This window comes from Methylobacterium sp. AC433 (assembly GCF_979253015.1).
In genome coordinates this window covers 142,668-168,401 of sequence record NZ_CEEDBN010000009.1, presented here as the reverse complement: position 1 = coordinate 168,401, position 25,734 = coordinate 142,668, and the positions used below count along the sequence as shown (strand labels likewise).

General features: G+C 72.0%; 26 protein-coding genes. 11 read left to right on the top strand and 15 right to left on the bottom strand.

Annotated elements, in window-relative coordinates:
• Positions 1-73: 73 nt before the first annotated feature.
• The 4 genes from rho to AC0IWM_RS14730 all read right to left on the bottom strand — a co-directional run bounded on the left by rho (position 74) and on the right by AC0IWM_RS14730 (position 4,250).
• A complete protein-coding gene (gene rho / locus AC0IWM_RS14745; protein ID WP_055946483.1) occupies positions 74-1,414 on the bottom strand; it encodes a transcription termination factor Rho in 1,341 nt (446 codons plus the stop codon).
• A 250-nt stretch (positions 1,415-1,664) separates the two neighbouring features.
• Complete coding sequence (locus AC0IWM_RS14740; RefSeq protein WP_471756150.1) at positions 1,665-2,309, bottom strand: Smr/MutS family protein; 645 nt, start codon at positions 2,307-2,309, stop codon at positions 1,665-1,667.
• Positions 2,306-3,496, bottom strand: coding sequence for a murein transglycosylase A (gene mltA, locus AC0IWM_RS14735; protein WP_471756148.1), 1,191 nt, complete (start codon positions 3,494-3,496; stop codon positions 2,306-2,308). Before mltA ends, AC0IWM_RS14740 begins: the two co-directional genes overlap by 4 nt.
• Positions 3,497-3,518: 22 nt before the next feature.
• Positions 3,519-4,250, bottom strand: coding sequence for a Tim44/TimA family putative adaptor protein (locus AC0IWM_RS14730; RefSeq protein WP_471756146.1), 732 nt, complete (start codon positions 4,248-4,250; stop codon positions 3,519-3,521).
• Positions 4,251-4,751: 501 nt separating this feature from the next.
• On the opposite strand from AC0IWM_RS14730, the gene secB reads away from it, so the two are divergent.
• The 4 genes from secB (at position 4,752) to hisS (ending at position 8,905) form a co-directional block, all read left to right on the top strand.
• On the top strand, positions 4,752-5,261 hold the full coding sequence (secB, locus tag AC0IWM_RS14725) for a protein-export chaperone SecB (protein WP_056472304.1): 510 nt from the start codon (positions 4,752-4,754) through the stop codon (positions 5,259-5,261).
• Positions 5,262-5,453: 192 nt separating this feature from the next.
• Positions 5,454-6,743 carry an MFS transporter gene (locus AC0IWM_RS14720; RefSeq protein ID WP_471756144.1) on the top strand — a complete coding sequence of 430 codons (1,290 nt, stop codon included), beginning with the start codon at positions 5,454-5,456 and terminating at the stop codon, positions 6,741-6,743.
• Positions 6,744-6,822: 79 nt separating this feature from the next.
• Positions 6,823-7,314 (top strand): DUF3429 domain-containing protein, encoded by a 492-nt coding sequence (locus AC0IWM_RS14715; RefSeq protein WP_471756142.1) that lies wholly within the window; start codon positions 6,823-6,825, stop codon positions 7,312-7,314.
• An 82-nt stretch (positions 7,315-7,396) separates the two neighbouring features.
• Positions 7,397-8,905, top strand: coding sequence for a histidine--tRNA ligase (hisS, locus tag AC0IWM_RS14710; protein WP_471756140.1), 1,509 nt, complete (start codon positions 7,397-7,399; stop codon positions 8,903-8,905).
• Positions 8,906-8,958: 53 nt separating this feature from the next.
• Here the strand turns inward: hisS and AC0IWM_RS14705 are convergent, their stop codons facing one another.
• On the bottom strand, positions 8,959-9,381 hold the full coding sequence (locus AC0IWM_RS14705; RefSeq protein WP_056472317.1) for an organic hydroperoxide resistance protein: 423 nt from the start codon (positions 9,379-9,381) through the stop codon (positions 8,959-8,961).
• 189 nt (positions 9,382-9,570) lie between these two features.
• On the opposite strand from AC0IWM_RS14705, the gene AC0IWM_RS14700 reads away from it, so the two are divergent.
• Positions 9,571-10,134: a MarR family winged helix-turn-helix transcriptional regulator gene (locus AC0IWM_RS14700; RefSeq protein ID WP_471756138.1), complete on the top strand. Its 564-nt coding sequence runs from the start codon at positions 9,571-9,573 to the stop codon at positions 10,132-10,134.
• 91 nt (positions 10,135-10,225) lie between these two features.
• Here AC0IWM_RS14700 and AC0IWM_RS14695 read toward each other — a convergent pair whose 3' ends face one another.
• Complete coding sequence (locus AC0IWM_RS14695; RefSeq protein WP_471756136.1) at positions 10,226-10,588, bottom strand: c-type cytochrome; 363 nt, start codon at positions 10,586-10,588, stop codon at positions 10,226-10,228.
• A 307-nt stretch (positions 10,589-10,895) separates the two neighbouring features.
• Here AC0IWM_RS14695 and AC0IWM_RS14690 point away from each other — a divergent pair, with 307 nt between their 5' ends.
• Positions 10,896-12,329 (top strand): FAD-linked oxidase C-terminal domain-containing protein, encoded by a 1,434-nt coding sequence (locus tag AC0IWM_RS14690; RefSeq protein WP_471756134.1) that lies wholly within the window; start codon positions 10,896-10,898, stop codon positions 12,327-12,329.
• Between the two features lie 49 nt (positions 12,330-12,378).
• Here AC0IWM_RS14690 and AC0IWM_RS14685 read toward each other — a convergent pair whose 3' ends face one another.
• From AC0IWM_RS14685 to AC0IWM_RS14670, 4 genes are all read right to left on the bottom strand, one after another.
• Positions 12,379-13,224, bottom strand: a complete 846-nt coding sequence (locus AC0IWM_RS14685; RefSeq protein WP_471756132.1) for a 23S rRNA (adenine(2030)-N(6))-methyltransferase RlmJ — start codon at positions 13,222-13,224, stop codon at positions 12,379-12,381.
• Between the two features lie 64 nt (positions 13,225-13,288).
• Entirely contained in the window at positions 13,289-13,969 is a 681-nt protein-coding gene (locus tag AC0IWM_RS14680; protein WP_471756130.1) for a ribonuclease T2 family protein, read from the bottom strand.
• Positions 13,966-14,433, bottom strand: coding sequence for a hypothetical protein (locus AC0IWM_RS14675; RefSeq protein WP_056472339.1), 468 nt, complete (start codon positions 14,431-14,433; stop codon positions 13,966-13,968). Before AC0IWM_RS14675 ends, AC0IWM_RS14680 begins: the two co-directional genes overlap by 4 nt.
• A gap of 151 nt (positions 14,434-14,584) precedes the next feature.
• Positions 14,585-15,589, bottom strand: coding sequence for an extensin-like domain-containing protein (locus AC0IWM_RS14670; protein WP_471756128.1), 1,005 nt, complete (start codon positions 15,587-15,589; stop codon positions 14,585-14,587).
• A gap of 109 nt (positions 15,590-15,698) precedes the next feature.
• On the opposite strand from AC0IWM_RS14670, the gene AC0IWM_RS14665 reads away from it, so the two are divergent.
• Together AC0IWM_RS14665 and AC0IWM_RS14660 are read left to right on the top strand one after the other, a co-directional pair.
• The gene (locus AC0IWM_RS14665) at positions 15,699-16,931 is read left to right on the top strand and encodes an amidase (protein ID WP_471756126.1); all 1,233 of its coding nucleotides are present in this window, start codon (positions 15,699-15,701) and stop codon (positions 16,929-16,931) included.
• Positions 16,932-17,009: 78 nt separating this feature from the next.
• The gene (locus tag AC0IWM_RS14660) at positions 17,010-17,777 is read left to right on the top strand and encodes a methyltransferase domain-containing protein (protein ID WP_471756124.1); all 768 of its coding nucleotides are present in this window, start codon (positions 17,010-17,012) and stop codon (positions 17,775-17,777) included.
• A gap of 23 nt (positions 17,778-17,800) precedes the next feature.
• On the opposite strand, the gene metW is transcribed toward AC0IWM_RS14660, so the two are convergent.
• Both metW and metX read right to left on the bottom strand, forming a co-directional pair.
• Entirely contained in the window at positions 17,801-18,487 is a 687-nt protein-coding gene (gene metW, locus AC0IWM_RS14655; protein WP_471756122.1) for a methionine biosynthesis protein MetW, read from the bottom strand.
• Positions 18,488-18,498: 11 nt separating this feature from the next.
• The gene (metX, locus tag AC0IWM_RS14650; protein ID WP_471756174.1) at positions 18,499-19,704 is read right to left on the bottom strand and encodes a homoserine O-acetyltransferase MetX; all 1,206 of its coding nucleotides are present in this window, start codon (positions 19,702-19,704) and stop codon (positions 18,499-18,501) included.
• A gap of 317 nt (positions 19,705-20,021) precedes the next feature.
• Between metX and AC0IWM_RS14645 the strand changes: the two genes are divergently transcribed.
• The 3 genes from AC0IWM_RS14645 to AC0IWM_RS14635 all read left to right on the top strand — a co-directional run bounded on the left by AC0IWM_RS14645 (position 20,022) and on the right by AC0IWM_RS14635 (position 23,087).
• Complete coding sequence (locus tag AC0IWM_RS14645) at positions 20,022-20,885, top strand: chorismate mutase (protein WP_471756120.1); 864 nt, start codon at positions 20,022-20,024, stop codon at positions 20,883-20,885.
• A 128-nt stretch (positions 20,886-21,013) separates the two neighbouring features.
• Positions 21,014-22,138 (top strand): pyridoxal phosphate-dependent aminotransferase, encoded by a 1,125-nt coding sequence (locus AC0IWM_RS14640; RefSeq protein ID WP_471756118.1) that lies wholly within the window; start codon positions 21,014-21,016, stop codon positions 22,136-22,138.
• Between the two features lies 1 nt (position 22,139).
• Positions 22,140-23,087, top strand: a complete 948-nt coding sequence (locus tag AC0IWM_RS14635; RefSeq protein ID WP_471756172.1) for a prephenate/arogenate dehydrogenase family protein — start codon at positions 22,140-22,142, stop codon at positions 23,085-23,087.
• 14 nt (positions 23,088-23,101) lie between these two features.
• On the opposite strand, the gene AC0IWM_RS14630 is transcribed toward AC0IWM_RS14635, so the two are convergent.
• The 3 genes from AC0IWM_RS14630 to AC0IWM_RS14620 all read right to left on the bottom strand — a co-directional run bounded on the left by AC0IWM_RS14630 (position 23,102) and on the right by AC0IWM_RS14620 (position 25,713).
• Positions 23,102-24,184: a DUF2125 domain-containing protein gene (locus tag AC0IWM_RS14630; RefSeq protein ID WP_471756116.1), complete on the bottom strand. Its 1,083-nt coding sequence runs from the start codon at positions 24,182-24,184 to the stop codon at positions 23,102-23,104.
• Between the two features lie 160 nt (positions 24,185-24,344).
• Positions 24,345-24,716 (bottom strand): hypothetical protein, encoded by a 372-nt coding sequence (locus AC0IWM_RS14625; protein ID WP_471756114.1) that lies wholly within the window; start codon positions 24,714-24,716, stop codon positions 24,345-24,347.
• Positions 24,717-24,915: 199 nt separating this feature from the next.
• On the bottom strand, positions 24,916-25,713 hold the full coding sequence (locus AC0IWM_RS14620; protein WP_471756112.1) for a lysophospholipid acyltransferase family protein: 798 nt from the start codon (positions 25,711-25,713) through the stop codon (positions 24,916-24,918).
• Positions 25,714-25,734 lie beyond the last annotated feature (21 nt).

The window sequence follows — 25,734 nt, the reverse complement described above, 5'->3', positions numbered from 1 at the left end:
TCGCGCCCGCCACCGGTACTGGCCGGTCGGCCGGACCCGGGACACGATGGCCCCGGGTCCGGCCGGTTCGGTGTCAGGTGTTCATCGAGTCGAAGAAATCGTTGTTGCTCTTGGTCTGGCGCAGCTTGTCCATGAGGAACTCGATCGCGTCGGTGACGCCCATCGGGTTGAGGATGCGGCGCAGGACGTAGGTCTTCTTGAGCGCATCCGGCGGCACCAAGAGCTCTTCCTTGCGGGTGCCCGAGCGGGTGATGTCGATGGCCGGGAAGATGCGCTTGTCGGAGACCTTGCGGTCGAGAATGATCTCCGAGTTGCCGGTGCCCTTGAACTCCTCGAAGATCACCTCGTCCATGCGCGAGCCGGTGTCGATGAGGGCGGTGGCGATGATCGAGAGCGAGCCGCCCTCCTCGATGTTGCGGGCCGCACCGAAGAAGCGCTTCGGGCGCTGCAGGGCGTTGGCGTCGACGCCGCCCGTGAGCACCTTGCCCGACGACGGCACCACGGTGTTGTAGGCGCGGCCGAGGCGGGTGATCGAATCGAGCAGGATGACCACGTCGCGGCCATGCTCGACGAGGCGCTTGGCCTTCTCGATCACCATCTCGGCGACCTGCACGTGGCGGGTGGCCGGCTCGTCGAAGGTCGAGGCGATGACCTCGCCCTTCACCGAGCGGATCATGTCGGTCACTTCCTCGGGGCGCTCATCGATGAGCAGCACGATGAGGTAGCATTCCGGGTGGTTGATGGTGATCGACTGCGCGATGTTCTGCATCAGCACGGTCTTGCCGGTGCGCGGCGGCGCCACGATCAGGGCGCGCTGCCCCTTGCCGATCGGGGCGACGATGTCGATGATCCGCGGTGAGAAATCCTTCTTCGGCGGATTGTCCAGTTCGAGCTTGAAGCGCTGCGTCGGGAAGAGCGGCGTCAGGTTGTCGAAATGGACCTTGTGCTTGATCTTCTCCGGGTTCTCGAAGTTGATCGTGTTGACCTTCAGCAGCGCGAAGTAGCGCTCGCCGTCCTTGGGGCCGCGGATCGGTCCCTCGACGGTGTCGCCCGTGCGCAGGCCGAAGCGGCGGATCTGCGTCGGCGAGATGTAGATGTCGTCGGGACCCGGCAGGTAGTTCGAATCCGACGAGCGCAGGAAGCCGAAGCCGTCCTGCAGCACCTCGACGGTGCCGGCGCCGATGATCTCGACCTCCTTGGCAGCGAGCTGCTTCAGGATCGCGAACATCAGCTCCTGCTTGCGCATGGTCGAGGCGTTCTCGACCTCGACCTCTTCGGCGAAGGCGATCAGGTCGGTCGGCGTCTTGGACTTGAGGTCCTGGAGCTTGACCTCGCGCATGCCGTCGAGATCGGCGGCGACGATTCCGCCCTCGGCCGGGCTTTCCACGGGGAGGGTCTCGTACGGTGACGTCATGGGGGATTCAGAACCGGCGGGAAGGGCGAGGCGGGGCAGAGGGTCGGAAGTGGCAGTCGGGGAGCTTGGTCGCCGGGCGCCGTTTCGGCGCCGATCAGTCGGTCCGCCTTGGGGAAAGACGGCTCCGCGCATCGTCTTGGCGGAGCCAGGGGCTCACGGATGCAACGCGGCGTAACGAGGAGAGGCCCCAGCGGTAGCGCGTTTCGCGGCTTTTCGCAAGGTCCGTCCGCCGGAGCCCGTCCAGCGCCTCTCAGCGGCGGCGCAGGCGGACGTAGAGAGCCCCGGCGCCGCCGTGATGGCGGGCCGCCTCCTCGAAGCCGAGGACCACGGCGCGCAGCTCCGGCGCGCGCAGCCAGTGGGGCACGCTGCGGCGGAGCACGCCGCGCTCGGAGAAGGCGTCGTCGTAGGTCGGGCCGCCCTTGCCGGTGACCACGAGGACGTGGGTGTGGCCGGCCGCGCGCGCCCGCATCAGGAAGCCGACCAGCGCCCCGTGCGCCTCCGCCTGGTACATCCCGTGGAGGTCGATCCGGGCATCCACCTGGAGGGCGCCCCGGCGCAGGGCGAGGCGGGCGCGGCGCTCCAGGCCCGGCGCCGTCGGCGGCGGTGCCGGGACCGGCGCGGAAAGGGCCGGCGGCGGGCTCGGCTTCAGCGCGGCGCGCTTGGCGAGGGTCCGCGGCATCGGCTTAGGCGGTGCGGGCTTCGTGGCGACGGGCTTGGGCGGTACGCCCTTGGTCGATGCGGGCGTCGGCGCCGGAATGGGCGTGGCGGCGGGCGGCTTGCCCGCCGCGCCCCGGCCCGTGATGCGGCCGCGCAGGGGGGTGATCAGCCGGGCGATCTCGCCCCACAGGTAGGCGTCCTCGCCGGAGAGGCCGCGCGGGCGCCGGGGCGTCTTCATGGGGCGGATCCGGCCCCCGATTTCGGGAGCAGCACGACGAAGCCGACGGCGTCGCGCAGATTGCCGGCGGCGATCCCGGCCTGCGCGCCGGTGCCGAGGTAGAGGTCGCCCCGCGCCGGGCCGACGATGGCCGAGCCGGTATCGGCGGCGACGACGAGCCGCCCGGGATCGGCGGACCCGGCGATCCGGCCCTCGAGCCAGAACGGCAGGCCGTAGCGCCAGAGGGTGGCGTCCACCGCGAGGTTGCGGCCGGGGCTCAGGGGCACGCCGGCGCCGCCGGGCGGCCCGAGATTCGGGTCGTCGATCTCGGCGAGGCGGAAGAAGATGTAGGAGGCGTTGGCCCGCATCAGCCGGGTCGCGTGCTGCGGGTTCGCCCGCAGCCAGCCGGTCCAGCGCGCCAGGGTGAGGCCGTCCAGGGGCAGGTGCCCCTCCGTCACGATGAGCTTGCCGATGGAGGTGTAGGGCCGGCCGTTGCGGCCGTCGTAGAGCACCCGGACCGAGCGCCCGTCGGTCAGGCGGACCCGGCCGGAGCCCTGAACCTGGAGCACGAACAGGTCGACCGCGTCGCGCAGGTAGAGGAGGGGCCGCGCGCGGGCGCCCAGGGCGCCGTCCTCGATGGCGGCCCGGTCGGGATAGGGCTCGAACCCGTCGCCGACCCGGCGCGCGGCGCGCAAGGACGGGTCGAGGCCGGGCCGGGTCTCGCCGGGCTCCAGCCCGACGAGGTCGTCCGGGCGGGCGAGCACCGCGGCGGTGAAATCCGCATTCGGGGTGGCGGACCCGACGAGCTCCGGCTCGAAGTAGCCGGTGAGGAAGCCCGTGCGCCGCTCCGGGTTGCCTCCGGCCGCGGGGCGCACGATCCGGTAGGGCGTGAAGGCCTCGGCGAAGAAGCGCGCCGCGTCGGCCTCGGGCACGGTCCCGGCCCGGGCGCAGGCGGCCCGGAGCGCCTCGGGCGCCACCGTGACGGTGGGGGGCTGGGGCGTCGCCGGCGGGGTCCGGCAGGTCCGGCGGAAGGCCGCGAGCGCCCCGGCGGCGTCGGGGCCGGGGAAACCCGGCAGGGTCGCGGCCTCGACGGGCTCCAGCACCGCCTCGCCCACGCGAAACGGCTCGGCCGCGGGGGCGGCCGAGCCGGGGGAGGGGAGGCTGAGGGCGGCGAGGAGGACCGCCGCGGGACGGGAGAACCGGTTCACGCGACCTTGTGCACCGTCGGGCTCAGGCGCCGGCTTCCGTGGCGACGAGCTGCCAGTTCGGGTCGCGGGTGCCCAGGGTGCGGGCGAAGGTCCAGACGTCGGGCACCTCCACCACGGCCTCGGCGCTGCCGTCCGTCACCTGGCCCTGCGCGTCGCGCGTGGCGGTGATGAGGTGGGACAGGAAGTGCACGGTGATCTGGGCGACGCGGTTCTTCACGTCGACGGCCACGATCTCGGCCTTGTCGAGGGAGACGAAGGTGGTCTCCACGGTCTCGCGGCGGGCCTCGCGGGCATCGATCTCGCGCTCGAAGCCCTCGCAGACCTCGCGGGAGAGCAGGCTGCGCAGGGTCTTGCGGTCGCCCTTGGCGAAGGCGATCACGATGGCCTCGTAGGCGCTGCGGGCACCCTCCACGAAGGCGCGCGGATCGAAGGCGGGCTCGACCTGGACGACGGCCTCGAGGCCCTGCGCGATGGCCGAGCCGGGCTCGGCGATGCCGCGCCAGTCGCGCACATCCGTCTTGACCGCGGTCTGGCCGCGATCGGCCTGGGGCTGGACCCGGTCGGCACCCGGCAGGCGCACGACGTTGTCGCCGTCCCCGCGCGCGGCCGGCGGCTCGGTGCGGCTGCGGTCCACCGGCTTGAACGGCGAGCGCTCCGTGCCGGTCTTCTGACCGAGTACCGAGCGCAGACGCCAGATGACGAACACCGCCAGCGCGAGGAAGATCAGGGTCGTCAAGTCGAAGGAGTCCTGCATCACTGATCCGATCGTGGCCTTGGCACGAATACGTTACTTCACGGGGCTCTGGAAACCCGGCCCGGGTCCTCGGCTGACAAGCGTGGCCGAGACACGCCCGGCCCGGACAAGCCCCGCCGAGCCGGTCCCGGCCGAAATGGTCCCGACCATGTCGCGCAGTTGCCGGCCCCTGCGCAAGGCGCGGGCCGGCTCCTCACGCGCGGAGTCTCGATCGGGGTCGAACCTCCGGGGTCGTGCGGAGATATGGATATCGCGGACGCCGATTCCAGGCGAGGGCGTGCGCCTGCGCCGCCTTGACCCGCCTCGCCTTGTCCCGTGCGGACGAGCGTGATAGCGCGCTATCGCGCTGACCGAGCGGTGACGGCGTGTCGGTGTGCGGGCCGGTCCGCCCGGCTCCGAGCGACCGGAACCGGCGCCTGTCATGGGCTCGCCCTCAGGATCCGAGCGCAGAAGACCCAGGCCTCACCGCGCCCCGACGACCCAGGAAGAGGACAGAACGCCATGGCCGATACTCCGGCACCGAACGGCAACGGTGGCGCCACGGCGCAGACCGACGACGCCACGCCGACGATCAACTCGCTCGCGCAGTACACCAAGGATCTCTCCTTCGAGAATCCGAATGCGCCGCGCTCGCTGCAGCCGCAGGAGAGCGGGCCGCAGATCAACATCCAGGTGAACGTCAACGCCAAGCAGATCGCCGAGTTCGATTTCGAGGTCGACCTGACCCTGGAAGGCGATGCCAAGATCGCCAACGAGGTGCTGTTCGCCTTCGAGCTGACCTATGCGGGCATCTTCCGCATGCGCAACATCCCGCAGGACCAGCTCCATCCGGCCGTGATGATCGAGTGCCCGCGCCTGCTCTTCCCCTTCGCGCGCCAGATCGTCGCCGAGGCCGTCCGCAACGGCGGCTTCCCGCCCCTCTACATCGACCCGATCGACTTCGTCGGCCTCTACCGCCAGAAGGCCATGGAGGCCCAGGCCCAGGGCGAGACCGGCCCGCTCGCCTCGTAAGGGCGCCCCGTCCCTCCAGGCCCGCCCCGCCGGCGCGCGCCCGCGCCCGGGGCGGGACCGAAGGCCGGGGAGACCCCGGGCCGGAGGATCGAAGGCCGGAGGATCGAAGGCCGGACTTGGCCGTTACTCGGAGCCCTTCCGGTCGCGGCCCGCGCGCCGCCGGTCGCCGGATCGCTCCAGCCCCTGGATCGCATGCTCGCTACGCATCACCTCGCCCTGATCAACGTCTTCACGGGCGACATCCAGGGCGGGCTCGGCCCGTTCCTCGGCACCTGGCTCGCCGAGGCCGCATCCTGGAGTCCCGCGCGGGTGGGCTTCGTCACCACCCTGGTGGGCATCGGCTCCCTCCTCCTCAGCGGCCCCTTCGGCGCTCTGGTCGACCGCCTCGGCCGGCCCCGGCTGCTGATCGCCCTGGCCTGCGGGGCGATCCTGTGCGGAACCCTGCTGCTGCTGCCGGCCCGGGGCGTGATCCCGGTCTTCGCCGCGCAGATGATGGCCGCCGCGGGCGGCACGCTGCTGCTGCCCGCGGTCACCGCGCTCACCCTCGGCATCGTCGGCAAGGACCGCTTTCCCCGGCAGCAGGGCCGCAACCAGGCCTTCAACCATCTCGGCATCCTGCTCGCGGCCGGCGGCATCGGCCTCGGCACCGGCTGGTTCGGCCCGGCCATCGCATTCTGGGTGCTCGGCGGCATGGCGGTCCTGGCCATCGTCGCCACCGTCACCACGCCGGGGCACTGCTACAGCGAGCGCCGGGCCGTGGGCTGGCAGGAGGATTCCGACGACGAGCCGGAGCGCGCCGGCCTGCGCAGCATCGTCGGCGACCGCCGGCTCCTCGTGCTGGCCGTGGCCCTGGCCCTGTTCAACCTCGGCAACGGCGGCATGCTCTCGCTGCTGGGCCAGAAGCTGGTGGCCACCGCCGTCGACGCGACGAGCTGGACCGCGCGCTACGTCATGGTGGCGCAGCTGGTGATGATCCCGGTGGCGCTGTTCGCCGGCTCGCTGGCCGACCGGCGCGGCCGGCGCCAGCTCCTCATCGCCGCCTGCGCGGTGCTGCCGGTGCGCGCCGCGCTCTCGGCCTTCATCGACGATCCCCTCTGGCTGATCTCGGCCGAGATTCTCGACGGCGTCGCCTCCGGCATCATCGGCGTCGCGGTGCCGGTGGTGGTGACCGACCTGACCTGGGGCTCCGGCCGCACCCAGACGGCTTTGGGCTCCCTCAACGCCATCCAGGGCATCGGCGGCGCGCTCTCGGCCTGGTACGGCGGCCTTGCCCAGGCGATGCTCGGCTGGACCGGCGCCTTCCTGGCGCTGGGTGCCCCCGCGCTCCTCGCCCTCGGCCTCGTCCTCTGGCTCGACACCACCAGCGAGGGCCGCGGCGGGCGCAAGCGCAAGGCCGCCCCGGAGCCGTCCCGGGGGAGCGCGACCGGACCCGGCCGGGAGGCCGGCCGGTCCCGGCGCGAGACGCGGGCGGAAACGGCCTGAGGGCCGATCGACGCTCCGCGGAACAGCGGGCGGCCGCCCCGGTTTGGCGAGAGAGCCTCACCGACCGGAGCCCCCGACGATGGACGAACGACCCGACGGACGGACCCTGCGGGTCACCGAACCGCGCGCCGTGCCCTGGCTCAGCATCGTGTTCGGCTACGGCCCCATGCTGCCCTTCGCGGTCGGTGCGCTCGTCGCCTGGGGCTGGCGCGGCGCCCCCCTCGGGCAGGCCGCGGCCGCGCTGACCGTCCTGTGGGGCTGCGCCATCCTGCTGTTCCTCTCCGGCGTGCGCCGGGGCGTCAGCTTCCGCACCGAGGGCGGGGCGACCATCGTCCAGATCACCACCATGATCGGGCTCTTCAGCCTCGGCTTCGCCGCCCTGGTGCTGGCGACCCTCGACCGGGCCGTGCCGGCCCTGGCCCTGCTCCTCCTCGGCTTCAGCGCGATCGCCGTCCTCGATCCGATCGCGGCCCGGCGGGGGGAGGCGCCGCTGTTCTTCGCGCGCCTGCGTCCGGTGCAGATCCCGATCGCCATCCTGAGCCTCGCGGGTCTCCTCACCTTGGCGCTCTGACGCCCGGCGCGCTTGCCGCCCCAGGCCACCCGCGATAGAGCCCCCGGGACCCAGAACAGCCCCGACGGACGCGAAGATCACCATGGCCAAGGCCGATTCAACGAAGGCCGACACCCTGAAGCCGCGCCTGCCGCGCGGTTTCGTCGACCGGCGCGCGGACGAGATCGCCGCCCAGCACCGCATGCTGGAGACGATCCGGCAGAGCTTCGAGCTCTACGGCTTCGAGGCGCTGGAGACTCCCTTCGTCGAATACACCGAGGCGCTGGGCAAATTCCTGCCCGATCTCGACCGGCCGAACGAGGGCGTGTTCTCGTTCCAAGACGACGACGAATCCTGGCTCTCGCTGCGCTACGACCTGACCGCGCCGCTCGCCCGGCACGTGGCCGAGCACTTCGACGCGATCCCCAAGCCCTACCGGAGCTTCCGCGCGGGCTACGTCTTCCGCAACGAGAAGCCGGGGCCGGGCCGCTTCCGCCAGTTCATGCAGTTCGACGCCGACATCGTCGGGGCCGGCTCGGTGGCGGCCGATGCCGAGATCTGCATGCTGATGGCCGAGACCCTGGAGAAGCTCGGGCTGACCGGGCAGTACGTGGTGAAGGTCAACAACCGGAAGGTCCTCGACGGCCTGATGGAGTCGATCGGGCTCAGCGGTCCCGACAAGGCCGGCCAGCGCCTGACCGTGCTGCGCGCCATCGACAAGCTCGACCGCCTCGGCGATGCGGGCGTGCGCGAGCTGCTCGGCGCCGGCCGCAGGGACGAGAGCGGCGACTTCACCAAGGGGGCCGGCCTGGCGGAGGAGGCGATCGGGCGCGTCCTGGCCTTCACCGGCTGGACCGGGAGCGGATCGGCCCCGGCCGACAACGCCACCACCCTGGCCAATTTCGAGACGTCGCTCGCGGGCAGCGCCATCGGCCTGGAGGGCGTGCGCGAACTCGCCGAGATGGCCGCCCTGTTCGCGGCGGCCGGCTACGACGCGCGCATCCGCATCGATCCCTCGGTGGTGCGCGGGCTCGAATACTACACCGGCCCGGTCTACGAGGCGGAGCTGACCTTCCCGGTCACCAACGAGGAGGGCCAGACCGTGCGCTTCGGCTCGGTGTCGGGGGGCGGGCGCTACGACGGCCTCGTCGGGCGCTTCCGCAGCGAGCCGGTGCCCGCGACCGGCTTCTCGATCGGCGTCTCGCGCCTGTTCTCGGCCCTGCAGCTCGTGAAGAGCCCGCTGCTGGAGGGCATCGCCAAGCCCGGGCCCGTGGTGGTGCTGGTGCTCGACCGGGACAACATCGCCGATTACCAGCGGCTGGTCTCGAGCCTGCGCGAGGCCGGCATCCGGGCCGAGCTCTATCTCGGCGGTTCGGGGATGAAGGCGCAAATGAAGTATGCCGACCGGCGCGGATCCCCCTGCGCCATCATCCAGGGCTCGAACGAGCGCGAGGCCGGCGAGGTCCAGATCAAGGACCTGATCGAGGGCGCCAAGGCGGCCGCCGCCATCACCAGCAACGCCGCGTGGAAAGCCGCGCGCCCGGCCCAGTTCTCGGTGCCGGTGGCCGAGATGGTCGAGCGGGTGCGCGAGGTCCTGGGACGCCACTTCTGACGTCCCAGGCGCGACTCAGGGCCGTGGAGGCAGGCTCCACGGCCGGCGCGGGATCAGGCGACCGAGATGTCGACCTGGATGTTGCCGCGGGTGGCGTGCGAGTAGGGGCACACCACGTCGGCGCGCTTCACGAGATCCTCGGCCACCGCCCGGTCGAGGCCCGGCAGGGTCGCCTTGAGGGCGACCACGAGGCCGAAGCCGGTGCCGTCGTCGCGGGGGCCGATGCCGACGCTCGACTCGATCTTCGAGTCCTCCGACACCTGGATCTTGTCCTTGCCGGCGACGAACTTGATCGCACCGAGGAAGCAGGCGGCGTAGCCGGCCGCGAAGAGCTGCTCCGGATTGGTGCCGGCGCCACCGCCGCCGCCGAGTTCCTTCGGAGTCGACAGCTTGACGTCCACCTTCGAATCGTCGGTCGCGGCGGAGCCCTCGCGGCCACCGGTGGCATGAGCATGAGCGGTGTAGAGTGCCTTCATGTCGATCTCTCCTGCTGGTCGAACGAACGGATCGGGCGCCATGGCCCGGCCCAGGACCGGATCATATCGATTGCGCGCAATCTAGTTCTTTACTCGCACAGAACTTGATTGTGCGCAATATGAAATCTGCATAAGATCGCGGCCGAAGCCCGCTGTCGGGCGTACGCGCATCGTGAAGGATAGCTCGATATGTCGGGACGGCGGACCCGCACGCCCCAGGAGCCGGTGGCTGCGTCGAACTCCTCCGACGCCCTGAGCCTGGACAGCCAGCTCTGCTTTGCCGTCTACGCCGCGGCGCACGCCTTCGGACGGACGTACCGCGCGCTCCTCGCCGCCCACGACCTGACCTACCCGCAATACCTCGTGCTCCTGGTCCTGTGGGAAGAGGAGGGGCTGGCGGTCAAGGAGATCGGCCAGCGCCTGTTCCTGGATTCCGGGACCCTGACGCCCCTGCTCAAGCGCCTCGAGGCGGCCGGCCATGTCAGGCGTGCCCGGGACCGGGCCGACGAGCGCCAGGTCAGCATCTTCCTGACCGAGAAGAGCCGGGCGCTGAAGGGCCAGATGGAATGCGTGCCCGACGAGGTCGGCGGCCTCACCGGCCTGGATCTCGACGGACGCCGGGCGCTCCTGGACATCCTGATGAACCTGCGCGGCGCGCTGCACGCGGGGACGGGCGAGGCCGGTCCGGAATCGCCCGACGCGGGGCGAACCACGAAAAAAGCCGTCCCCGCGCGGGCGGGAACGGCCTCCTGACCGAGTTGGTGTCGGCCCATCGGGGGACGGGCCGACCTTGGGTCCCGATGGAACGCGGGACCTGACGAGACTCAGGACTTGGTGACGAGACTCAGGACTTGGTCTTGAGGTAGGCGATGATGTCGTCGACCTTCTTGGGATCCTTGACGCCCGGGAACACCATCTTGGTGCCCGGGATCTTCTTCTTGGGGTCCGTCAGCCACTCGTGCAGGTTGGCCTCGTCCCAGGTGATGCCGGAGCTCTTCATGGCCGCCGAGAAGGCGTAGCCGTCGGCCCCTTCGCCGGCCTTCGCGCCGACGACACCCTTCAGGGTCGGGCCGACGCCGTTCTTCTCGAAGTTGTGACAGGCCTTGCAGGGCGCGAACGCCTTCTCGCCGGCGGCGGCATCGCCCTCGGCATGGGCGGACAGGGGCAGCAGCAGGGCCAGGGCGGCGCCGAACAGGACGTGACGCATCGTGTGTTTCCTCCTTGGAAGCGGTTTAGACCGCTAGCTTATGGCAGAGCTTACCCGTTTAGAACAGATTGAGACAGGAACGTGCGAGGCGCGCCGGGATGCGCTGCGGCCAAAGGAAGCTTCGGCGGACCCGATCGGTTCCGCCGCCAAGAACTCGCCGCCACGAACCGGATGCACCGCGCCGCGGTTTGTCCTAGGGTTCCCATCAAGGCGTCGCCCCGTTCGCCAGTCTCTCCCCGCCCATCACGCATAGGCGGTCGCGGCTGAGCGGATGCTGAAGGCGTCGCGCCGCCCGGAGGACACGCCCATGTCGATCGCCTTTCCCGTGCCCGATGCCGCCATCGTCGCCCGCCGCGACGCCATCATCGCGGGGCTCGCCCCCCTGGTCGCGCCGGAGGCCCTGGTGATCACCGAGGACGAGCGCCGCGCCTTCGAGACGGACGGGCTCACCGCCTATCGCAAGATGCCCCTCGCCGTGGTGCTGCCCTCCACCACCGCCGAGGTCTCGGCCGTGATGGCCTATTGCCACGCCAACGGCGTGCGCGTGGTGCCGCGGGGCGCCGGCACCTCGCTGGCGGGCGGCGCGATCGCGCAGGAGGACGCGGTGATTCTCGGAGTCGCCAAGATGAACCGCATCCTGCAGGTCGATTACGAGAACCGCACCGCGCGGGTCGAGGCCGGCATCACCAACCTCGCCATCTCGGGCGCGGTCAGCCACGAGGGCTTCTTCTACGCGCCCGACCCGTCGAGCCAGCTCGCCTGCACCATCGCGGGCAACATCGCGATGAATTCCGGCGGCGCGCATTGCCTCAAATACGGGGTGACCACCAACAATCTCCTGGGCGTCACCTTGGTGCTGAACGACGGCACCGTGGTGGAGATCGGGGGCGAGCACCTCGACGCGCCCGGCTACGACCTCCTCGGCCTCGTCTGCGGCTCCGAGGGACAGCTCGGCATCGTCACCGAGGCCACCGTGCGCATCCTGCGGGCGGCGGAGGGCGCGCGCCCGGCGCTCGTGGGCTTCGGCTCGGTGGAGGATGCGGGCGCCTGCACGGCGGCGATCATCGGCGCCGGCATCATCCCGGTGGCGATCGAGTACATGGACCGCGAGGCGATCCTGATCACCGAGGACTTCGCCCAGGCCGGCTACCCGCGCGACGCCGAGGCCATGCTGATCATCGAGGTCGAAGGGTCGGACGCCGAGTGCACGGCGATGCTGGCCCGCATCGAGGCCATCGCCAGCGACTTCAACCCGACGAGCATCCGGGTCTCGAAATCGGAAGGTGAGAGCGCCGCGATCTGGAAGGGCCGCAAGTCCGCCTTCGGCGCCACCGGCCGGATCTCGGACTACATCTGCATGGACGGCACCATCCCTACCGGCCAGCTCCCCGGGGTGCTGGAGCGCATCGGCGCGATCTGCGCCGAGAAGGGCCTGCGCGTCGCCAACGTGTTCCATGCCGGCGACGGCAACCTGCACCCGCTGATCCTGTTCGACATCAACAAGCCCGGCGAGATGGAGAAGGCCGAGGCGGCCGGCGACGAGATCCTCAAGCTCTGCGTCGAGGTCGGAGGCTGCCTCACGGGCGAGCACGGCGTCGGCATCGAGAAGCGCGAACTCATGCGCTTCCAGTACGCCCAGGCCGATCTCGAGCAGCAGATGCGCGTGAAGAACGTCTTCGACCCGAACTGGCTGATGAACCCCGCCAAGGTGTTCCCCCTGGAGGGGCGCCTGGTCGCCTGAGCCCTCGGGCTTTCGGATCTCGGGATTCCAGACCTCGGGATTCCGGGCCTCAGGCCTCGGCGCCGAAGGCCTCGCAGCGGAACGCGCCGTAATCGGTGCGGGCCAGGCGCTCGGCCAGCGCCGGCAGGAACAGCATCGCCTCCTCGCCGAGGCGCCAGGGCGGGTTGATGACCACGAGGCCGGTGCCGTTGAGGCGCGTCGGGTCGGGCTCGGAGACCATCAGGTCGAGGCGCAGGGCCGGGCGGGCGAGGTCCCGGTCGAGCTGGGCCACCATGTGGTCGACCTTGGCGACGTCCTTGATCGGGTACCAGCCGAGATAGATTCCCGTCGGCCACTTGCGCACCGCCCTGGCCAAGGCCGCCCCGAGGCGGTCGATCTCACCGAGCTCCTCGTAGGGCGGGTCGATCAGCACCAGGCCGCGGCGCTCCGGCGGCGGGATCATCGCGTTGAGCGCCGTCCAGCCGTCGAGATGCATCACCTTCGAGAGGGAATCCTGGTTGAAGCGCGCCCGCAGGGTCTCGGCATCGGCCGGGTGCAGCTCCACGAACACGCCCTGGTCGCTGGGGCGCAGGAACTCGCGGATGATCGCGGGCGAGCCCGGATAGGTCTCGGCCCCGTGCCGGTCCTGCACCGCCGCCACCGCCGCCCGGAAGGGGGCGAGCAGGGCCTCGACCGCTTCGGGAAACGGCGTCGCGAGACGGCCCCAGCCCTCGTGCCACTCGCCGGTGCGCCCGGCCTCGTCGGCGGTGAGGTCGTAGAATCCGAGGCCCGCATGCGTGTCGATCGCCCGGAACCCCGTGGGCTTCAGGCAGAGATGGGCCAGCACGCGGCTGAGCACGAGGTGCTTCAGGACATCGGCGAAATTGCCGGCGTGGAAGGCGTGGCGGTAATTCATGACGTCCGGGCCTGTCTCACCGCGGACCCCGGCGATCGGGCCCGGGGTCGGAGCGCGGCATCATCTACCGCGCGGCGTCGATGGCAACTTCGCCGGCGCGGCAATTCTGGCGCGCCATTTCGGGGCAGGGGGTGAAGCCGCGCAGGTCCTTGGCGAAGCAGATCCGTACCTCCTGGAGCTGGCCGCCCCGGCAGGTCACCGACATCATGTCGGGGCGCAGGCCCCGGTTGGCCGCCACGAACTGCCGGGCCACCTCGATCGGGGCCATCCGGGTGTCGCGCTCCAGTCCCTTGAAGGCATCCGGGATGGTCACCGCCGCGCGGGCGTCCCGGGCCGCCTGGAAGTACGAGACCGGGTCGAGGCCCGAGCAGGTGCCGTGGCTGCGCCACTCGTGCCGGGCCAGTCCCTCGCTCGGATAGACCTGGCCCGCCACCTCGATCGCCTGCCGGGTCGGCGCGCGCACGACGGAGGAGCAGTTCGAAGGGTAGCCGCGGCTGTATTGCGGCCAGAGCCCGTGCACGACGAAGCCGAGGCCGCGCCCCGGCCGACACTGGCCCTCCGCCTCGCGCCGCGCCCCTGGGCCGTCGCAGTAGGTCGGCGACCAGGACAGGGCCAGGACGTAGAAGTCGAACGATCCCGGCGTGCCGCCGCGCTCGAAGCCCTGAGCCAGGGCGCCCGGCGCCGTCAGCGCGAGGGCGAGACCCGCACCGGCGAGGCGCCGAGCGCGCCGGGAGGCGCGGCTCACGGACGGGCTTCGCGGCAGGCCGAGGAATAGGCGTAGGCGAGGTTGCGGTCGAGGCCGTGGACGCAGAACTCGATGCCCCAATCGGCCCCGATGATCCCGAGCCCGTCGCGCACCGAGTAGTCCACCTTGCGGCGGATGCCGTCCGAGGTGGTGGCCACGGCGCTGCAGAAGCGGCGCGGCACGTAGTCGAGGCCCCAGGGGCGCCAGGCCGTACGCTCGATATGCTCGTAGCGCAGGATGGTGAGGGAGGAGTTCCAGAACTTCGCCTCCTTCTCGGCGAAGTGCGTCGAGAGCCGCTCCAGCACCTCGGGGGCTTGGCAGCCCGGGATGTTGGCGTCGTAGTTGAACTCGCGCTCCTCGGCGGGCGTGATCTCCTCGCGGCCGGAGCGGGCGAGCGCCGGCTGGAGGGCGCCCGCCAGGACGAGGCCGAGGGCGAAGGCGGTGGAGAGAGGATTCGGGCGCATGCCGGCGTCTTTGTTCCGCTGGAGTCCGTGAAGCGTGCCGGAACGATGGCGCCTCGGACCGCCCTGTCAAGCATGGGACCGGGGGCGGCGTCGCTTTCCGGGCTCCCTGGGGTGCGCCGGGCACACCCAGGATGCGGGATTCGGCGCGGCCTCAGTAGATCGGTTCGTCGAGACCGGGCGCGGTGAGCGAGAGCGGTTCGGCGGCGAAGTCCTCCGGGGGCAGGGCGGCCGCGACCCGAGGCGCCGGTGATCGGGCGACGGGTGCGCGCGGGGCGGCGGCATAGGCCACCGGCGGCGCGGACCGGCCAACGGGAGCCGGTCCGTGCGCGAGCTGCGCGGCGGGCGGCCGGGCGGGCTGGCGCGCCGACATCGGGGTGACGCCGTAGGGATCGTCCTCCTCGACGTCGATCGGGGCCTGCGGCGGGGCGGGCGGACGCGGGCGGGCCGTGGCGCGCGGAACGCCGTCGGCACCGAGCTGCGGCGTGAACTTGATCAGCGGCTGGCAGATGCGGCGCAGGCCGCGCGGGTCGTGGCGGGCGAGGTCGACGTGGATGTGGTCGTAATGGAACACGTTCGAGCCCGGCGCCAGCACGGTGGAGAACCGGGCGCAGGCCCCGAGGAAGACTTCGCGCAGGAAGCCCTGCTCGGCCTCGGTGCCGCGCCAGCCGCCCTTCACGGTGATGACGTAGCCGTCGGCGAGCTTGAACGACATGATGTCGAGGGCGTTGCCGAAGGAATGCTCGGAGAGCTTGGCGCCGGCCTGGTTGTTGCGGCCCCGGCAGGCATAGGTGCCGGCGTTGATCTCGGCCACGGGCTGGCCGAAATACAGGTTCGCGGCCGGCTGGATCGTGTCGGCGAGCCAGGCCTCGGCCTCGGTCAGCGCCGGGCAGGCCAGGGTCACCCGCTGCTTCAGGGCGACGGTGCCCTTGCCGAGGCGGGTGACGCGGTAGGGCTGCAGCATGCCGCAGACGCCCGGTCCGCTGATCTCCTTGACGGGGGTCACGAACTCCGTCGTCTCGACGAGACGCTTGGCGTTGCAGGCCTGTTCGGTCTGGTCACGCCAGGGCTCGCGCTGCTCAAACTTGTTGAGTGCACAGCCGGTGAGGCCCGCGCCGAACAGCGTCAGGGCCGAGAACGCGAATACGCTACGCCACATGATGCGGACGATGCGCCGGGTTCCGTAAACGTTGCGTCAACGATGCGGTGCGGGCGACGTCCCTGTGGACGGGTGTTGACAGGAGGCGGCCGAGGCCGGACCAAGCCCCATGCTCTCCCTCGTCGATCTCCGCACCCGCATCGCCGCCGGCACCCTCGACCCCGCCGGCGCCATCCGCCTCGCCGAGGCCGCCATCGCCGCCCGCGACCCCGGCATCGGGGCGATCGTCAGCCGAAATCCCGCTCCGGTCGTCGCCGGCTCGGGGCCGCTGGCGGGCATCGCGGTCGGGGTCAAGGACATCATCGACACCGCCGACCTGCCGACCCAGATGGGGTCGCCGATCTATGCCGGCTGGCAGCCGAGGGCGGATGCCGCCATCGTGGCACGCCTGCGGGCGCTCGGCGCCGTGCCCCTGGTCAAGACCACGACCTCGCCCTTCGCCAGCCACGACCCGACCGCGACCGTGAACCCGCGCGATCCCGGCCATACCCCCGGCGGCTCCTCGGCGGGCTCGGCCGCGGCCGTCGCCGCCGGCATGGTGCCCCTGGCGCTCGGCACCCAGACCGGCGGCTCGGTGATCCGCCCGGCGGCTTTCTGCGGCGTGGCGGCGATCAAGCCGTCCTTCCGCCTGCTGCCGACGGTCGGCGTCAAGACCTTCTCCTGGGCCCTCGACACCGTCGGCCTGTTCGGGGCCGGCATCCGCGACATCGCCCAGGGCCTGAGCCTGATCGCCGACCGGCCCGCCCTCGATCTCGACGCGCCGCCCCAGGCGCCGCGCCTCGGCCTCTGCCTCCAGGATTTCGCGGACGCCCCCGATGCGGACGCCCTCGCCGCCCTGCACCGGGCCGCCCGAGCGGCCGAGGCCGCCGGCGCCCGGATCGTCGATCTCGTCCTGCCGGCGCCGCTGCCGGAGGCCTGGGTCCAGCACCCCGTCATCCAGGATTACGAGGCGCGCCAGGCGCTGGCCTGGGAATACGCTCATCACCGGTCGCGGCTCAGCCCGGAGCTCGGCGAGCAGCTCGACGCCGCCCAGGGCCTCGTCGCCGCCCAGTACGATGCGGCGCGCCGCGCCGCCCATCGGGCCCGGCGCGTGTTGAAGGACCTGTTCGGGGATTTCGACGCGATCCTGACCCTGTCGGCCCCAGGCCGGGCACCGGCCGGCCTCGGCACCACGGGCGATGCGCGCTTCAACCGCCTCTGGACGCTGATGGGCGTGCCCTGCGTCACCGTCCCGGTTCCCGGCGACGGCCTGCCGCTGGGCGTGCAGGTCGTCGCCCGCTTCGGCGACGACGGCCGGGCCCTCGCCGTCGCGCGGATGATCGAGCAGTCCCTGGCGGCCTAGCACCCGGGTTCCTTGAGCCGACGCCATCCGGGGGCTATCGCCCCCGGGTCCCTGCCCGTGCCACCGACGGTCTCCCCGATGCATTCCTGGAAGCAGGCCGTGGCCCGGGCCTTCGACGGGGCCGAGGGCTATGACGGCGCGGCCGCGATCCAGGCCGAGGTCGCGGGGCGGCTCGCGCGACGCCTCGGCAGCGAGGCCCTGGCGCCGGCGCCGCGCATCCTCGAGATCGGCTGCGGCACCGGCCTTCTGACCGCAGAATTGCGCCGGTGCCTGCCGGACGGCCGCCTCGTCGCCTCCGACATCGCTCCCGCCATGGTCCGGCGCTGCCGCGCCCGCTTCGCGCGCGCGCCGGACCTCGCCGTCGTCGTCATGGATGCCGAGCGGCCCGCCCTCGCGCCCGGCTTCGACCTCATCGCGTCGAGCCTCGCGGCGCAATGGTTCGAGGACCTGCCCGGAACACTCGCGCGCCTCGCCGCATTGCTGGCGCCCGGCGGCCTGCTGGCGGTGGCGACCCTGGGCGCGGGCACCTTCGCCGAGTGGCGGGCGGCGCATGCGGCGCTCGGCCTCGAAGCGGCGACGCCCCTCTACCCGACCCGGCACGCCCTCGCCGCACTGCCGTTTCCCGGCTGCACGCTCGCGGTCTCGGTCGACCCCCTGGTCGAGGCCCATGCCGATGGCCGCGCCTTCCTCGGCGCCCTGCGGAGGATCGGCGCCGGGACGCCGGGCGCGCCGGGAACACTCTCGCCCGGCGCGATGCGGCGGGTGCTGCGGGGCTTCGAGGCGACGGGCGCGCGGGTCACCTACGAGGTCGTGACCCTGTTCATCCGACGCGACCGACAGGGTTAAGGGTTTTCACGTGCAACAGCGTCTCAGGCCACCGGCCTGGGAGCGCCGCCCGTGCCTCGGCGCAGCAGGAACACGCCCTGCGCGCCCATCAGGTTCCAGACCCACCAGGGCATCGCGAACCGCATCGGCCGGCCCCTGGCGTCGAGGGCGGTGGCCTTCTCGATCTCCGCGTTCACCGTCCGGCACAGGCCGACGAAGTCGCGGATCGTGCAATGGTGGATGTTCTGGGTCTCGTACCATTCCTCGGGCATCAGGGCCGTGACCGGCATGCGCCCGCGCAGGGCGAGTTCCGAGCGCACCCGCCAATGGCCGAAATTCGGGAACGAGATGATGACCTGCCGGCCGATGCGCAGGAGGTGCTCCAGCACGATGCGCGGGTTGCGCGTCGCTTGGATGGTCTGGGACAGGACGACCACGTCGAAGGCATCGTCGGGATAATTCGCCAGATCGGTGTCGGCGTCGCCCTGGATCACCGGCAGGCCGCGGGCGAGGCACGCGTTCACGCCCTCCCGCGACAGCTCGATGCCGCGTCCGTCGACGCCGCGCCGGTCCCGCAGCAGGGCGAGCAGGGCGCCGTCGCCGCAGCCGATGTCGAGGACCCGCGCATTGGCCGGCACGAGGTCGAGGACCACGAGGTGATCGACGCGGGTGTTGCCGGCCTCGCCCCGCGGCAGGGTCTCCGCCGTCTCCCAGGGCCGGTGGGCGGACATCTGCGATCCCGTCACAGGCCGCGGGCCCGGGCGGCGGCGTCGATGTAGCCGCGCGCGGCGGCGAACATCGCCGGCTCGTCGAGGAGGAAGGCGTCGTGGCCCTTGTCGCTCTCGACCTCCACGAAGGCGACCGGGGCCGAGGCCGCGTTCAGGGCATGGACGATGGCGCGGGACTCCGAGGTCGGGAACAGCCAGTCGGAGGTGAACGACATCACGCAGAATCGGGTCCTGGTGCCCTTGAAGGCGTTCGCCAGAATCCCGCCCTGGTCGGCGGCGAGGTCGAAGTAATCCATCGCCCGGGTGAGGTAGAGATAGGCGTTGGCGTCGAAGCGCTCGACGAAGCTGAGGCCCTGGTGGCGCAGGTAGCTCTCGATCTGGAAGTCGGCGTTGAACGAGAAGGTCGGCGCCGAACCGCCCTGGAAGCGGCGCCCGAACTTCCGGTGTAGGGCCGGCTCCGACAGGTAGGTGATGTGCGCGCCCATGCGGGCGACGCCGAGGCCCTTGGCCGGCCGGGTGCCGGCCTCGAGGTAGCGCCCCTCCGCCCAGGCCGGATCCGCCATGATCGCCTGCCGGCCGACCTCGTGGAAGGCGATGTTCTGCGCCGAGTGGCGCGGACCGGTGGCGATCGGCATCGCGGCGAAGACCCGCTCGGGGTAGCTCGCCGCCCATTGCAGCACCTGCATGCCGCCCATGGAGCCGCCGATGCAGAGGAAGAGGTCGCGGATGCCGAGCCGGTCGAGCAGCATGGCCTGGGCCCGGACCATGTCGCGGATGGTCACCAGGGGGAAGTCGAGCCCGTAGGCGCGGCCCGTGGCCGGGTCGATCGAGGCCGGGCCGGTGGAGCCCATGCACGAGCCGACGACGTTCGAGCAGACGACGAAGTAGCGGTCGGTGTCGACGGGCTTGCCCGGTCCCACCAGGGTCTCCCACCAGCCGCGCTTGCCCGTCACCGGATGGGTGTGGGCGAAGTGCTGGTCGCCGGTGAGCGCGTGGCAGATCAGGACGGCGTTGGAGCGGTCCGCGTTGAGGGTGCCCGCCGTCTGGTAGGCGATCTGGAACGGCGCGAGCTGCACGCCGGCATCCATCGCCAGGGGCTCGTCCAGGCCGAACTGCGCCACGAGACCCTTCGGCTCGCGGGCCTGGGACAGCTCGGCGCCCGGCGCGTCGGCGCGCGCCGATTCGTCTTCGGGCGTGCCTGGCTTGAGGGCGGTATCCAGCGACATGGTCATGAAACGGGTTGGAGGAGACGGCGCATCGGTCGGGGCGGGACGGAAGGGACGGCTCGCCGCGCCGTCCGGAGATCGGACCATGCGTCGTGAGGCGTTGAGGTAGTGTGCGCTCCCTCACGCGTCAACGAAAGGGCGCCGGAGTCACGCGCGGCGCCGGGTTTCAGAACCGCGCGGTCGATCCGCTTCGGGGCAAACGGCTCTGGCCCTCCGGCGCGCGCGATCGTAGACCGGGCGGCGGCGCCCGGGAGGCGAGACCCCGGCGCCGGCTCTCCCGACCGTTCCCACCGCAGCCTCGCGAGCCCCCGATGCGCTTCACGACGAGACCCGCGCCGCCCCTCGACAACCTCGGCGACCTGCGCGCCGAGATCGACCGGATCGACGCCGAGATGCACGCGCTGCTGATCCAGCGCGGGTCGATCATCGACCGGCTGATCGCGGTCAAGCGCACCTCGGCCAGCGGCTCGGCCTTCCGGCCCGGACGCGAGGCCTCGATGATGCGGCGCGTCGCCGAGCGCCATCGCGGGCTGCTGCCCCTCGACACCGTGGAGGGCATCTGGCGGGTCATCATCGCCACCTTCACCTACGTGCAGGCGCCGTTCTCGGTGCATGCCGACATCTCGGGCGGAGATGCGCCGATGCGCGATTCCGCCCGCTTCCACTTCGGCTTCACGGTGCCCTACCGGCCCCACCCCACCTGCCTCGCGGTGATCGCGGCGGTGGCCGCCTCCCGCGGCGACCTCGGCATCTTCCGCCTCGATCCCGACGGCTCGGGCGCCTCCACCGACGCGGCACCCTGGTGGGAAGGGCTCGTCGGCGAGGGACGCCCCAAGGTCATCGCGCGCCTGCCCTTCATCGAGCGGCCCACCCATCCGGCCGGCACCCCGGTCCTCGTGGTCTCGAACCCGCTGGACGACCCGGCCGCGGCCCAGCGCGACTGGGTCCTGCACGCCACCCGCGTGGCCGCCTGGGAGCCGGAGGCCATGCGCGCCCTGCAGGACCTCTACGGCGAGGTCGTCGCCCGCGCGGCCGGACCGGACGGGCACGGCCTGCTCCTCGCCGTCCCCGGTGGCGTCAGCGCCCGCCAGCTGCACGAGGCGCTGACCCGCGCCGGCGCCGCGCCTCGGACCCTCGACGAGATCGGCAGCCACGCCGCCCGCTTCCGGGTCTGAGGCGAGGGAAGCCGAAGTCAGGGAAGCTCGGCCGAGGGGGTCCCAAGCAAGGGGCCCGCTCGCAATGCCGGGCCAGCTTTGTTAGACGGGCGCTTCGCCGATCCAGCGGCGGCCGCCAGGTCTTCCCCATGTCCACTGCCACCCTCGCTCCCTCACGCCCGGTGCCCCGCCCCGGCGTCCTCGCCATCGAGGCCTACGTGCCCGGCAAGAGCGGCGCGCCCGGCCATGCCAAGGTGCACAAGCTCTCCTCGAACGAGACGCCGCTGGGCCCGAGCCCGAAGGCGGTGGCGGCGATGCGGGCGGAAGCGGCCAAGCTCGAGCTCTACCCGGAGGGGACCTCGCGGGTGCTGCGCGAGGCGATCGCCACCCGCTACGGCCTCGACCCGGACCGGATCGTCTGCGGCGCCGGCTCGGACGAGCTCCTGTCCTTCCTGGCCTATGCGTATCTCGGCGCCGGCGACGAGGGGATCTTCACCGAGCACGGCTTCCTGGTCTACCGGATCGCGATCCTGGCCGCCGGCGGCACCCCCGTGGTGGTGCCCGAGCGCGACCTGCGCGCCGATGTCGACGCGCTGCTGGCCGCCGTCACGCCCCGCACGAAGATCGTCTACCTCGCCAACCCCAACAACCCAACCGGCACCTACCTGCCCTTCGACGAGGTCCGGCGCCTGCAGGCGGGCCTGCCCCCCCACGTCCTCCTCGTCCTCGACGGAGCCTATGCCGAGTACGTGCGGGCGAACGACTACAGCGCCGGCCTCGACCTCGTGCTGGAGGCCGGCAACGTGGTGATGACCCGGACCTTCTCGAAGATCCACGGGCTCGCCGCCCTCCGGATCGGCTGGATGGTCGGCCCCGCCGAGGTGGTCGACGCGATCAACCGCATCCGCGGCCCCTTCAACCTGTCGGGAGCGGGCATCGCCGCGGGCGCGGCCGCCATCGCGGACGACACCCACGTGGCCGCGGCGGTCGCCCACAACGACCACTGGCTCGCCGCGATGACGCGGGCGGTGCAGGGGCTCAGCCTCACCGTGACGCCGAGCGTCGCGAACTTCATCCTCGTGCACTTCCCCGACGCGCCGGGACGGACGGCCGCCGAGGCCGATGCGTTCCTCTCGGCTCGGGGGGTCATCACCCGGCGGGTCTCGTCCTACGGCCTGCCCCAGGCCCTGCGGGTCACCATCGGCGGCGAGGCGGCGAACACCGCCTTCCTCCAGGCCCTGACCGCCTTCGTGCAGGGCGAGACCCGTGCCTGAGATCGACCCGCATCTCCGCGACACCGTCGCCCTCGACACCCTCGCCATCGTCGGCCTCGGGCTGATCGGCTCGTCGATCGCCCGCGGTGCCCGGCAGTTCGGCCTCGCCCGCCGCATCGTCGCCATCGACCGCGACGCCGCGGTGCTGGAGCGGGTGCGGGCGCTCGGCCTCGCCGACGCGGCCACGGACGATCTCGCCGCCGGCGTGGCCGGGGCCGACCTCGTCATCCTGTGCGTGCCGGTCGGCGCCGTGGGTGCGGTGGCGGAAATCATGGGTCCGGCCCTGAAGCCGGGGGCCATCGTGTCCGATGTCGGCTCGGTCAAGGCCTCGGTGGTCGCCGCCGTCGTGCCGCACCTGCCCGCCGGCGTGCATTTCGTGCCGGCGCATCCCGTGGCCGGCACCGAGTATTCCGGGCCGGATGCCGGGTTCTCGACCCTGTTCTCCGGGCGCTGGTGCATCCTCACCCCCGCCGAGGACACCGACCCGGCGGCGACCGCCCGGGTCCAGGCCTTCTGGGAGGGCCTGCGCGCCATCGTGGAGACGATGACGCCGGAGCATCACGACCTCGTCCTGGCGATCACCAGCCACGTGCCGCACCTCATCGCCTACAACATCGTCGGCACCGCCGCCGACCTGGAGGCGGTGACCCAGTCCGAGGTGATCAAGTTCTCCGCCGGCGGCTTTCGCGATTTCACCCGCATCGCCGCCTCCGACCCGACCATGTGGCGGGACGTGTTCCTGACCAACAAGGACGCGGTGCTGGAGATGCTGGGGCGCTTCAACGAGGACCTCGCGGCGCTCGCCCGGGCGATCCGTTGGGGCGACGGCGAGGCCCTGCACGACCTCTTCACGCGCACCCGCACCATCCGCCGCGGCATCGTCGCCATGGGCCAGGAGACTGCGGAGGCCGATTTCGGCCGCGGCCGCCCGAGCGACCCGGCGGCCTGACGCCGCGCCGCTGCTCAGTAGAGCGGCGGCAGCTGTACGTTGGGGATCGGGAACGGCCCGAGCATCAGGCGGCCCTCGGCAAGGCGCAGGGGCGGCAGGGGCTTGAGGGCATCGTCGGCCGGGGCCGCGACGCCGGCCTCGGTCTGGGCCTGGCTGCGGCGGCCGAGGAGCTGGCCGACGAGGCTGCCGATCAGCGCCCCCTTCTCCGCGCCGAAGCGCTGGCCCATGACCTGACCGACCAGGGCCTCGACGCCGGCCGCCCGCAGGTCGAGCTGGCCCTGGAGCCGGTGCGCCGCATCGAGGTCGAGGCGGCCCTTGGCCTGGATCCGGCGCTCGCCCTTGGCCAGGGACAGGAGCGCGATGTCGAGCCCGCCGCCGGCCTGGCGCCAATCCTCGAGTTCCCTGGCCACGGTGCCGGTGCCGAGGACGGTGGCGCGACTCACGGTGGCGTCGAGGGCGAGGTCGGCCGGGTCGGCGTTGCCCAGCGCCGCATCGACCAGGGGCAGGCGGATCCGGTTCACCCGGAGGCTGGTGTCGATGGCCCCCTCCGACGCGAAGCGGCCGGGGGTCGGGCGGGCATGAAGCTCGAGGTGCTGGGTATCGAAGTCGATGGGCTCGGGACCGGCGCCGTGCACGACGCCCTTGGCGCCATTGGCCACCACGGAGGCCCGTACGAAGCCGTCGGAGGCGCCGTGAAAGCTGCCCTCCAGGGAGGTCCAGGTCGCATCCGCCGTCAGGTCGCCCTGCTCGACGTGGAACGGTCCGCCGACCTCGAGGATGCCCTGGCGCGGCTGGTAGACCTGGGTCACCGCCGTCACGGGCCCGAGGGTGAAGCGGCTGTCGGAGCGGCTGAAGGCGAGGGAGGCGCAGCGCAGCTCGATCCGGAACGGGTAACCGGTGATGCTGCGGTCGGCGCAGGTCCAGGTCCGGCCCGCGGCCGCCTCCTGGGCGAGCCAGCCATCCATCTCGGAAGCGGCCCGGTGGCGGATGTAGAACCAGCCGAGCGACCAGGCGATCACGAGGATGGCGAGGAGGATGTAGGGGAGGAACAGCCCCTTGCGCGAGGGGGAACGGGTCGGGGTCGGGCTCTGCGCCATCGCGTCTTCTGTATCCTGCGCTCGCGTCACGGACCTGCGGCCGTCGTCGGGGCGGCCCGGATGCAAGGCTTGGCAGGGTCTCGGCGGCGAAAGCATGGCGGGAGCCGCCCTCACGCCGCAAAACGCAGGCGTCGCGGCCCGTGCGGGCGCGATGCCGCGATCAGTTCGCGGCGTCGGCGTTCTGCTCGCTGCCGAGATCGGCCACGATGGCCTCGCGCTCGGCCTCGTCCTCGGCGAGCCGGTGGACATGCATCTCGGTCGCGCCCTTGTGCCGCGCACGGGCGATCCAGTTGCGGTGCAGGCGCTCGCGCGGGCTCTGCCCGGCGGAGGCCACCGAGACCAGCTCGCCGACGCCCGCCGCATCGCGACGCACGGCCATGACCACGGCCTCGCCCATGTCGTCGAGCTCGGGCTCGGCCAGCTCATGGATGCCGACGACGTAGCGGCGGCCGGACCGGCCGCGCCAGGCGCTGAGCACCAGGGCGGGGGTCCCGCGCAGGCCGGCCGTCGTCCTCAGACGTTCCTCGCGCACTTCCTGTCTCCGTGCTCGATCGTCCTTCAGGTCGCGGAGTGCGGCCGACCAGGACAGGGCTCTCTTGTTCGCCATTTGTTCCACATTAATCTTAACGTTTCGTTGGCGTCAAGGACGACGCCCCGGCTTCCAATCAGATGGGGATGACGGGAGTTATCCACAAGTCATGCACAGGGTCGAACCGGGGCCGGCGGCCGCTTCAGGCGACGGGCGATCCGTTCCGCTCGGCCTTGGTCCGGGACGCCGGAGCGGCATCGGGGACGGCGTGCCCCGCCGCCGCGAGCTCGCTCCGGCCGGCGGCCAGCAGCGCGTCCGAGGCGGTCTCGATCCGCCCCTGGACCACCTCGAGGAAGCGGGTCCGGTCCAGGCCCGGCGGGATCGGCGCCAGGAACTCGATCACCGAGGTGCCGGGCCGGCGCACGAGGCTGCGGCGGGGCCAGTGCAGGCCCGTGTTGAGGGCGACCGGCAGGCAGGGCACGCCGAGGGCCGCGTACAGGTGGGTGATGCCGAGCTTGTAGGCGGGGGCCGCACCGGGCGGGCGGCGGGTGCCCTCGGGGAAGATGATGAGTTGGCGCCCGTCCCGGATGGCCTGGGCCGCGGCCTCGTTCATGGCGGCCATCGCCCGGGCGCCCTTGCTGCGGTCGATGGCGACCATGCCGGAGCGCGAGAGGAACCACCCGATCAGCGGGATCCAGAGCAGCTCGCGCTTGAGGATGTAGGCGAAGTCGGGAAAGGCCGTGACGAGGGCCAGGGTCTCCAGGGCCGACTGGTGCTTGGCCGCCACCAGGAGGGGGCCGGGCGGGATGTTCTCCACGCCCCGGAACTCCACCGTGATGCCGCCCACCACCCGCAGGAGCCACAGGGTCACGCGTCCCCAGGCCTGTGCCAGCCGGATCACGCCCCGCCGGGAGACGAGGGCCGGCAATCCGCCGATCGCGATCAGGGTGGTCGCGGCATAGAAAGCGAGATTGAACGCGAGCGAACGGACGAGGAGCATCGGGAACCTGGATGAGACAGC

Coding starts and splice junctions, on each gene's coding strand:
- AC0IWM_RS14660 (WP_471756124.1), top strand. CDS start 17,010: ATGCATTCCTGGAAGCAGGCCGTGGCCCGGGCCTTCGACGGGGCCGAG.
- AC0IWM_RS14665 (WP_471756126.1), top strand. CDS start 15,699: ATGCTCTCCCTCGTCGATCTCCGCACCCGCATCGCCGCCGGCACCCTC.
- AC0IWM_RS14700 (WP_471756138.1), top strand. CDS start 9,571: ATGTCGGGACGGCGGACCCGCACGCCCCAGGAGCCGGTGGCTGCGTCG.
- AC0IWM_RS14630 (WP_471756116.1), bottom strand. CDS start 24,184: ATGGCGCAGAGCCCGACCCCGACCCGTTCCCCCTCGCGCAAGGGGCTG.
- AC0IWM_RS14730 (WP_471756146.1), bottom strand. CDS start 4,250: ATGCAGGACTCCTTCGACTTGACGACCCTGATCTTCCTCGCGCTGGCG.
- rho (WP_055946483.1), bottom strand. CDS start 1,414: ATGACGTCACCGTACGAGACCCTCCCCGTGGAAAGCCCGGCCGAGGGC.
- AC0IWM_RS14740 (WP_471756150.1), bottom strand. CDS start 2,309: ATGAAGACGCCCCGGCGCCCGCGCGGCCTCTCCGGCGAGGACGCCTAC.
- AC0IWM_RS14675 (WP_056472339.1), bottom strand. CDS start 14,433: ATGCGCCCGAATCCTCTCTCCACCGCCTTCGCCCTCGGCCTCGTCCTG.
- secB (WP_056472304.1), top strand. CDS start 4,752: ATGGCCGATACTCCGGCACCGAACGGCAACGGTGGCGCCACGGCGCAG.
- AC0IWM_RS14645 (WP_471756120.1), top strand. CDS start 20,022: ATGCGCTTCACGACGAGACCCGCGCCGCCCCTCGACAACCTCGGCGAC.
- hisS (WP_471756140.1), top strand. CDS start 7,397: ATGGCCAAGGCCGATTCAACGAAGGCCGACACCCTGAAGCCGCGCCTG.
- AC0IWM_RS14640 (WP_471756118.1), top strand. CDS start 21,014: ATGTCCACTGCCACCCTCGCTCCCTCACGCCCGGTGCCCCGCCCCGGC.
- AC0IWM_RS14620 (WP_471756112.1), bottom strand. CDS start 25,713: ATGCTCCTCGTCCGTTCGCTCGCGTTCAATCTCGCTTTCTATGCCGCG.
- AC0IWM_RS14685 (WP_471756132.1), bottom strand. CDS start 13,224: ATGAATTACCGCCACGCCTTCCACGCCGGCAATTTCGCCGATGTCCTG.
- AC0IWM_RS14670 (WP_471756128.1), bottom strand. CDS start 15,589: ATGTGGCGTAGCGTATTCGCGTTCTCGGCCCTGACGCTGTTCGGCGCG.
- AC0IWM_RS14695 (WP_471756136.1), bottom strand. CDS start 10,588: ATGCGTCACGTCCTGTTCGGCGCCGCCCTGGCCCTGCTGCTGCCCCTG.
- AC0IWM_RS14690 (WP_471756134.1), top strand. CDS start 10,896: ATGTCGATCGCCTTTCCCGTGCCCGATGCCGCCATCGTCGCCCGCCGC.
- AC0IWM_RS14720 (WP_471756144.1), top strand. CDS start 5,454: ATGCTCGCTACGCATCACCTCGCCCTGATCAACGTCTTCACGGGCGAC.
- AC0IWM_RS14715 (WP_471756142.1), top strand. CDS start 6,823: ATGGACGAACGACCCGACGGACGGACCCTGCGGGTCACCGAACCGCGC.
- metW (WP_471756122.1), bottom strand. CDS start 18,487: ATGTCCGCCCACCGGCCCTGGGAGACGGCGGAGACCCTGCCGCGGGGC.
- AC0IWM_RS14705 (WP_056472317.1), bottom strand. CDS start 9,381: ATGAAGGCACTCTACACCGCTCATGCTCATGCCACCGGTGGCCGCGAG.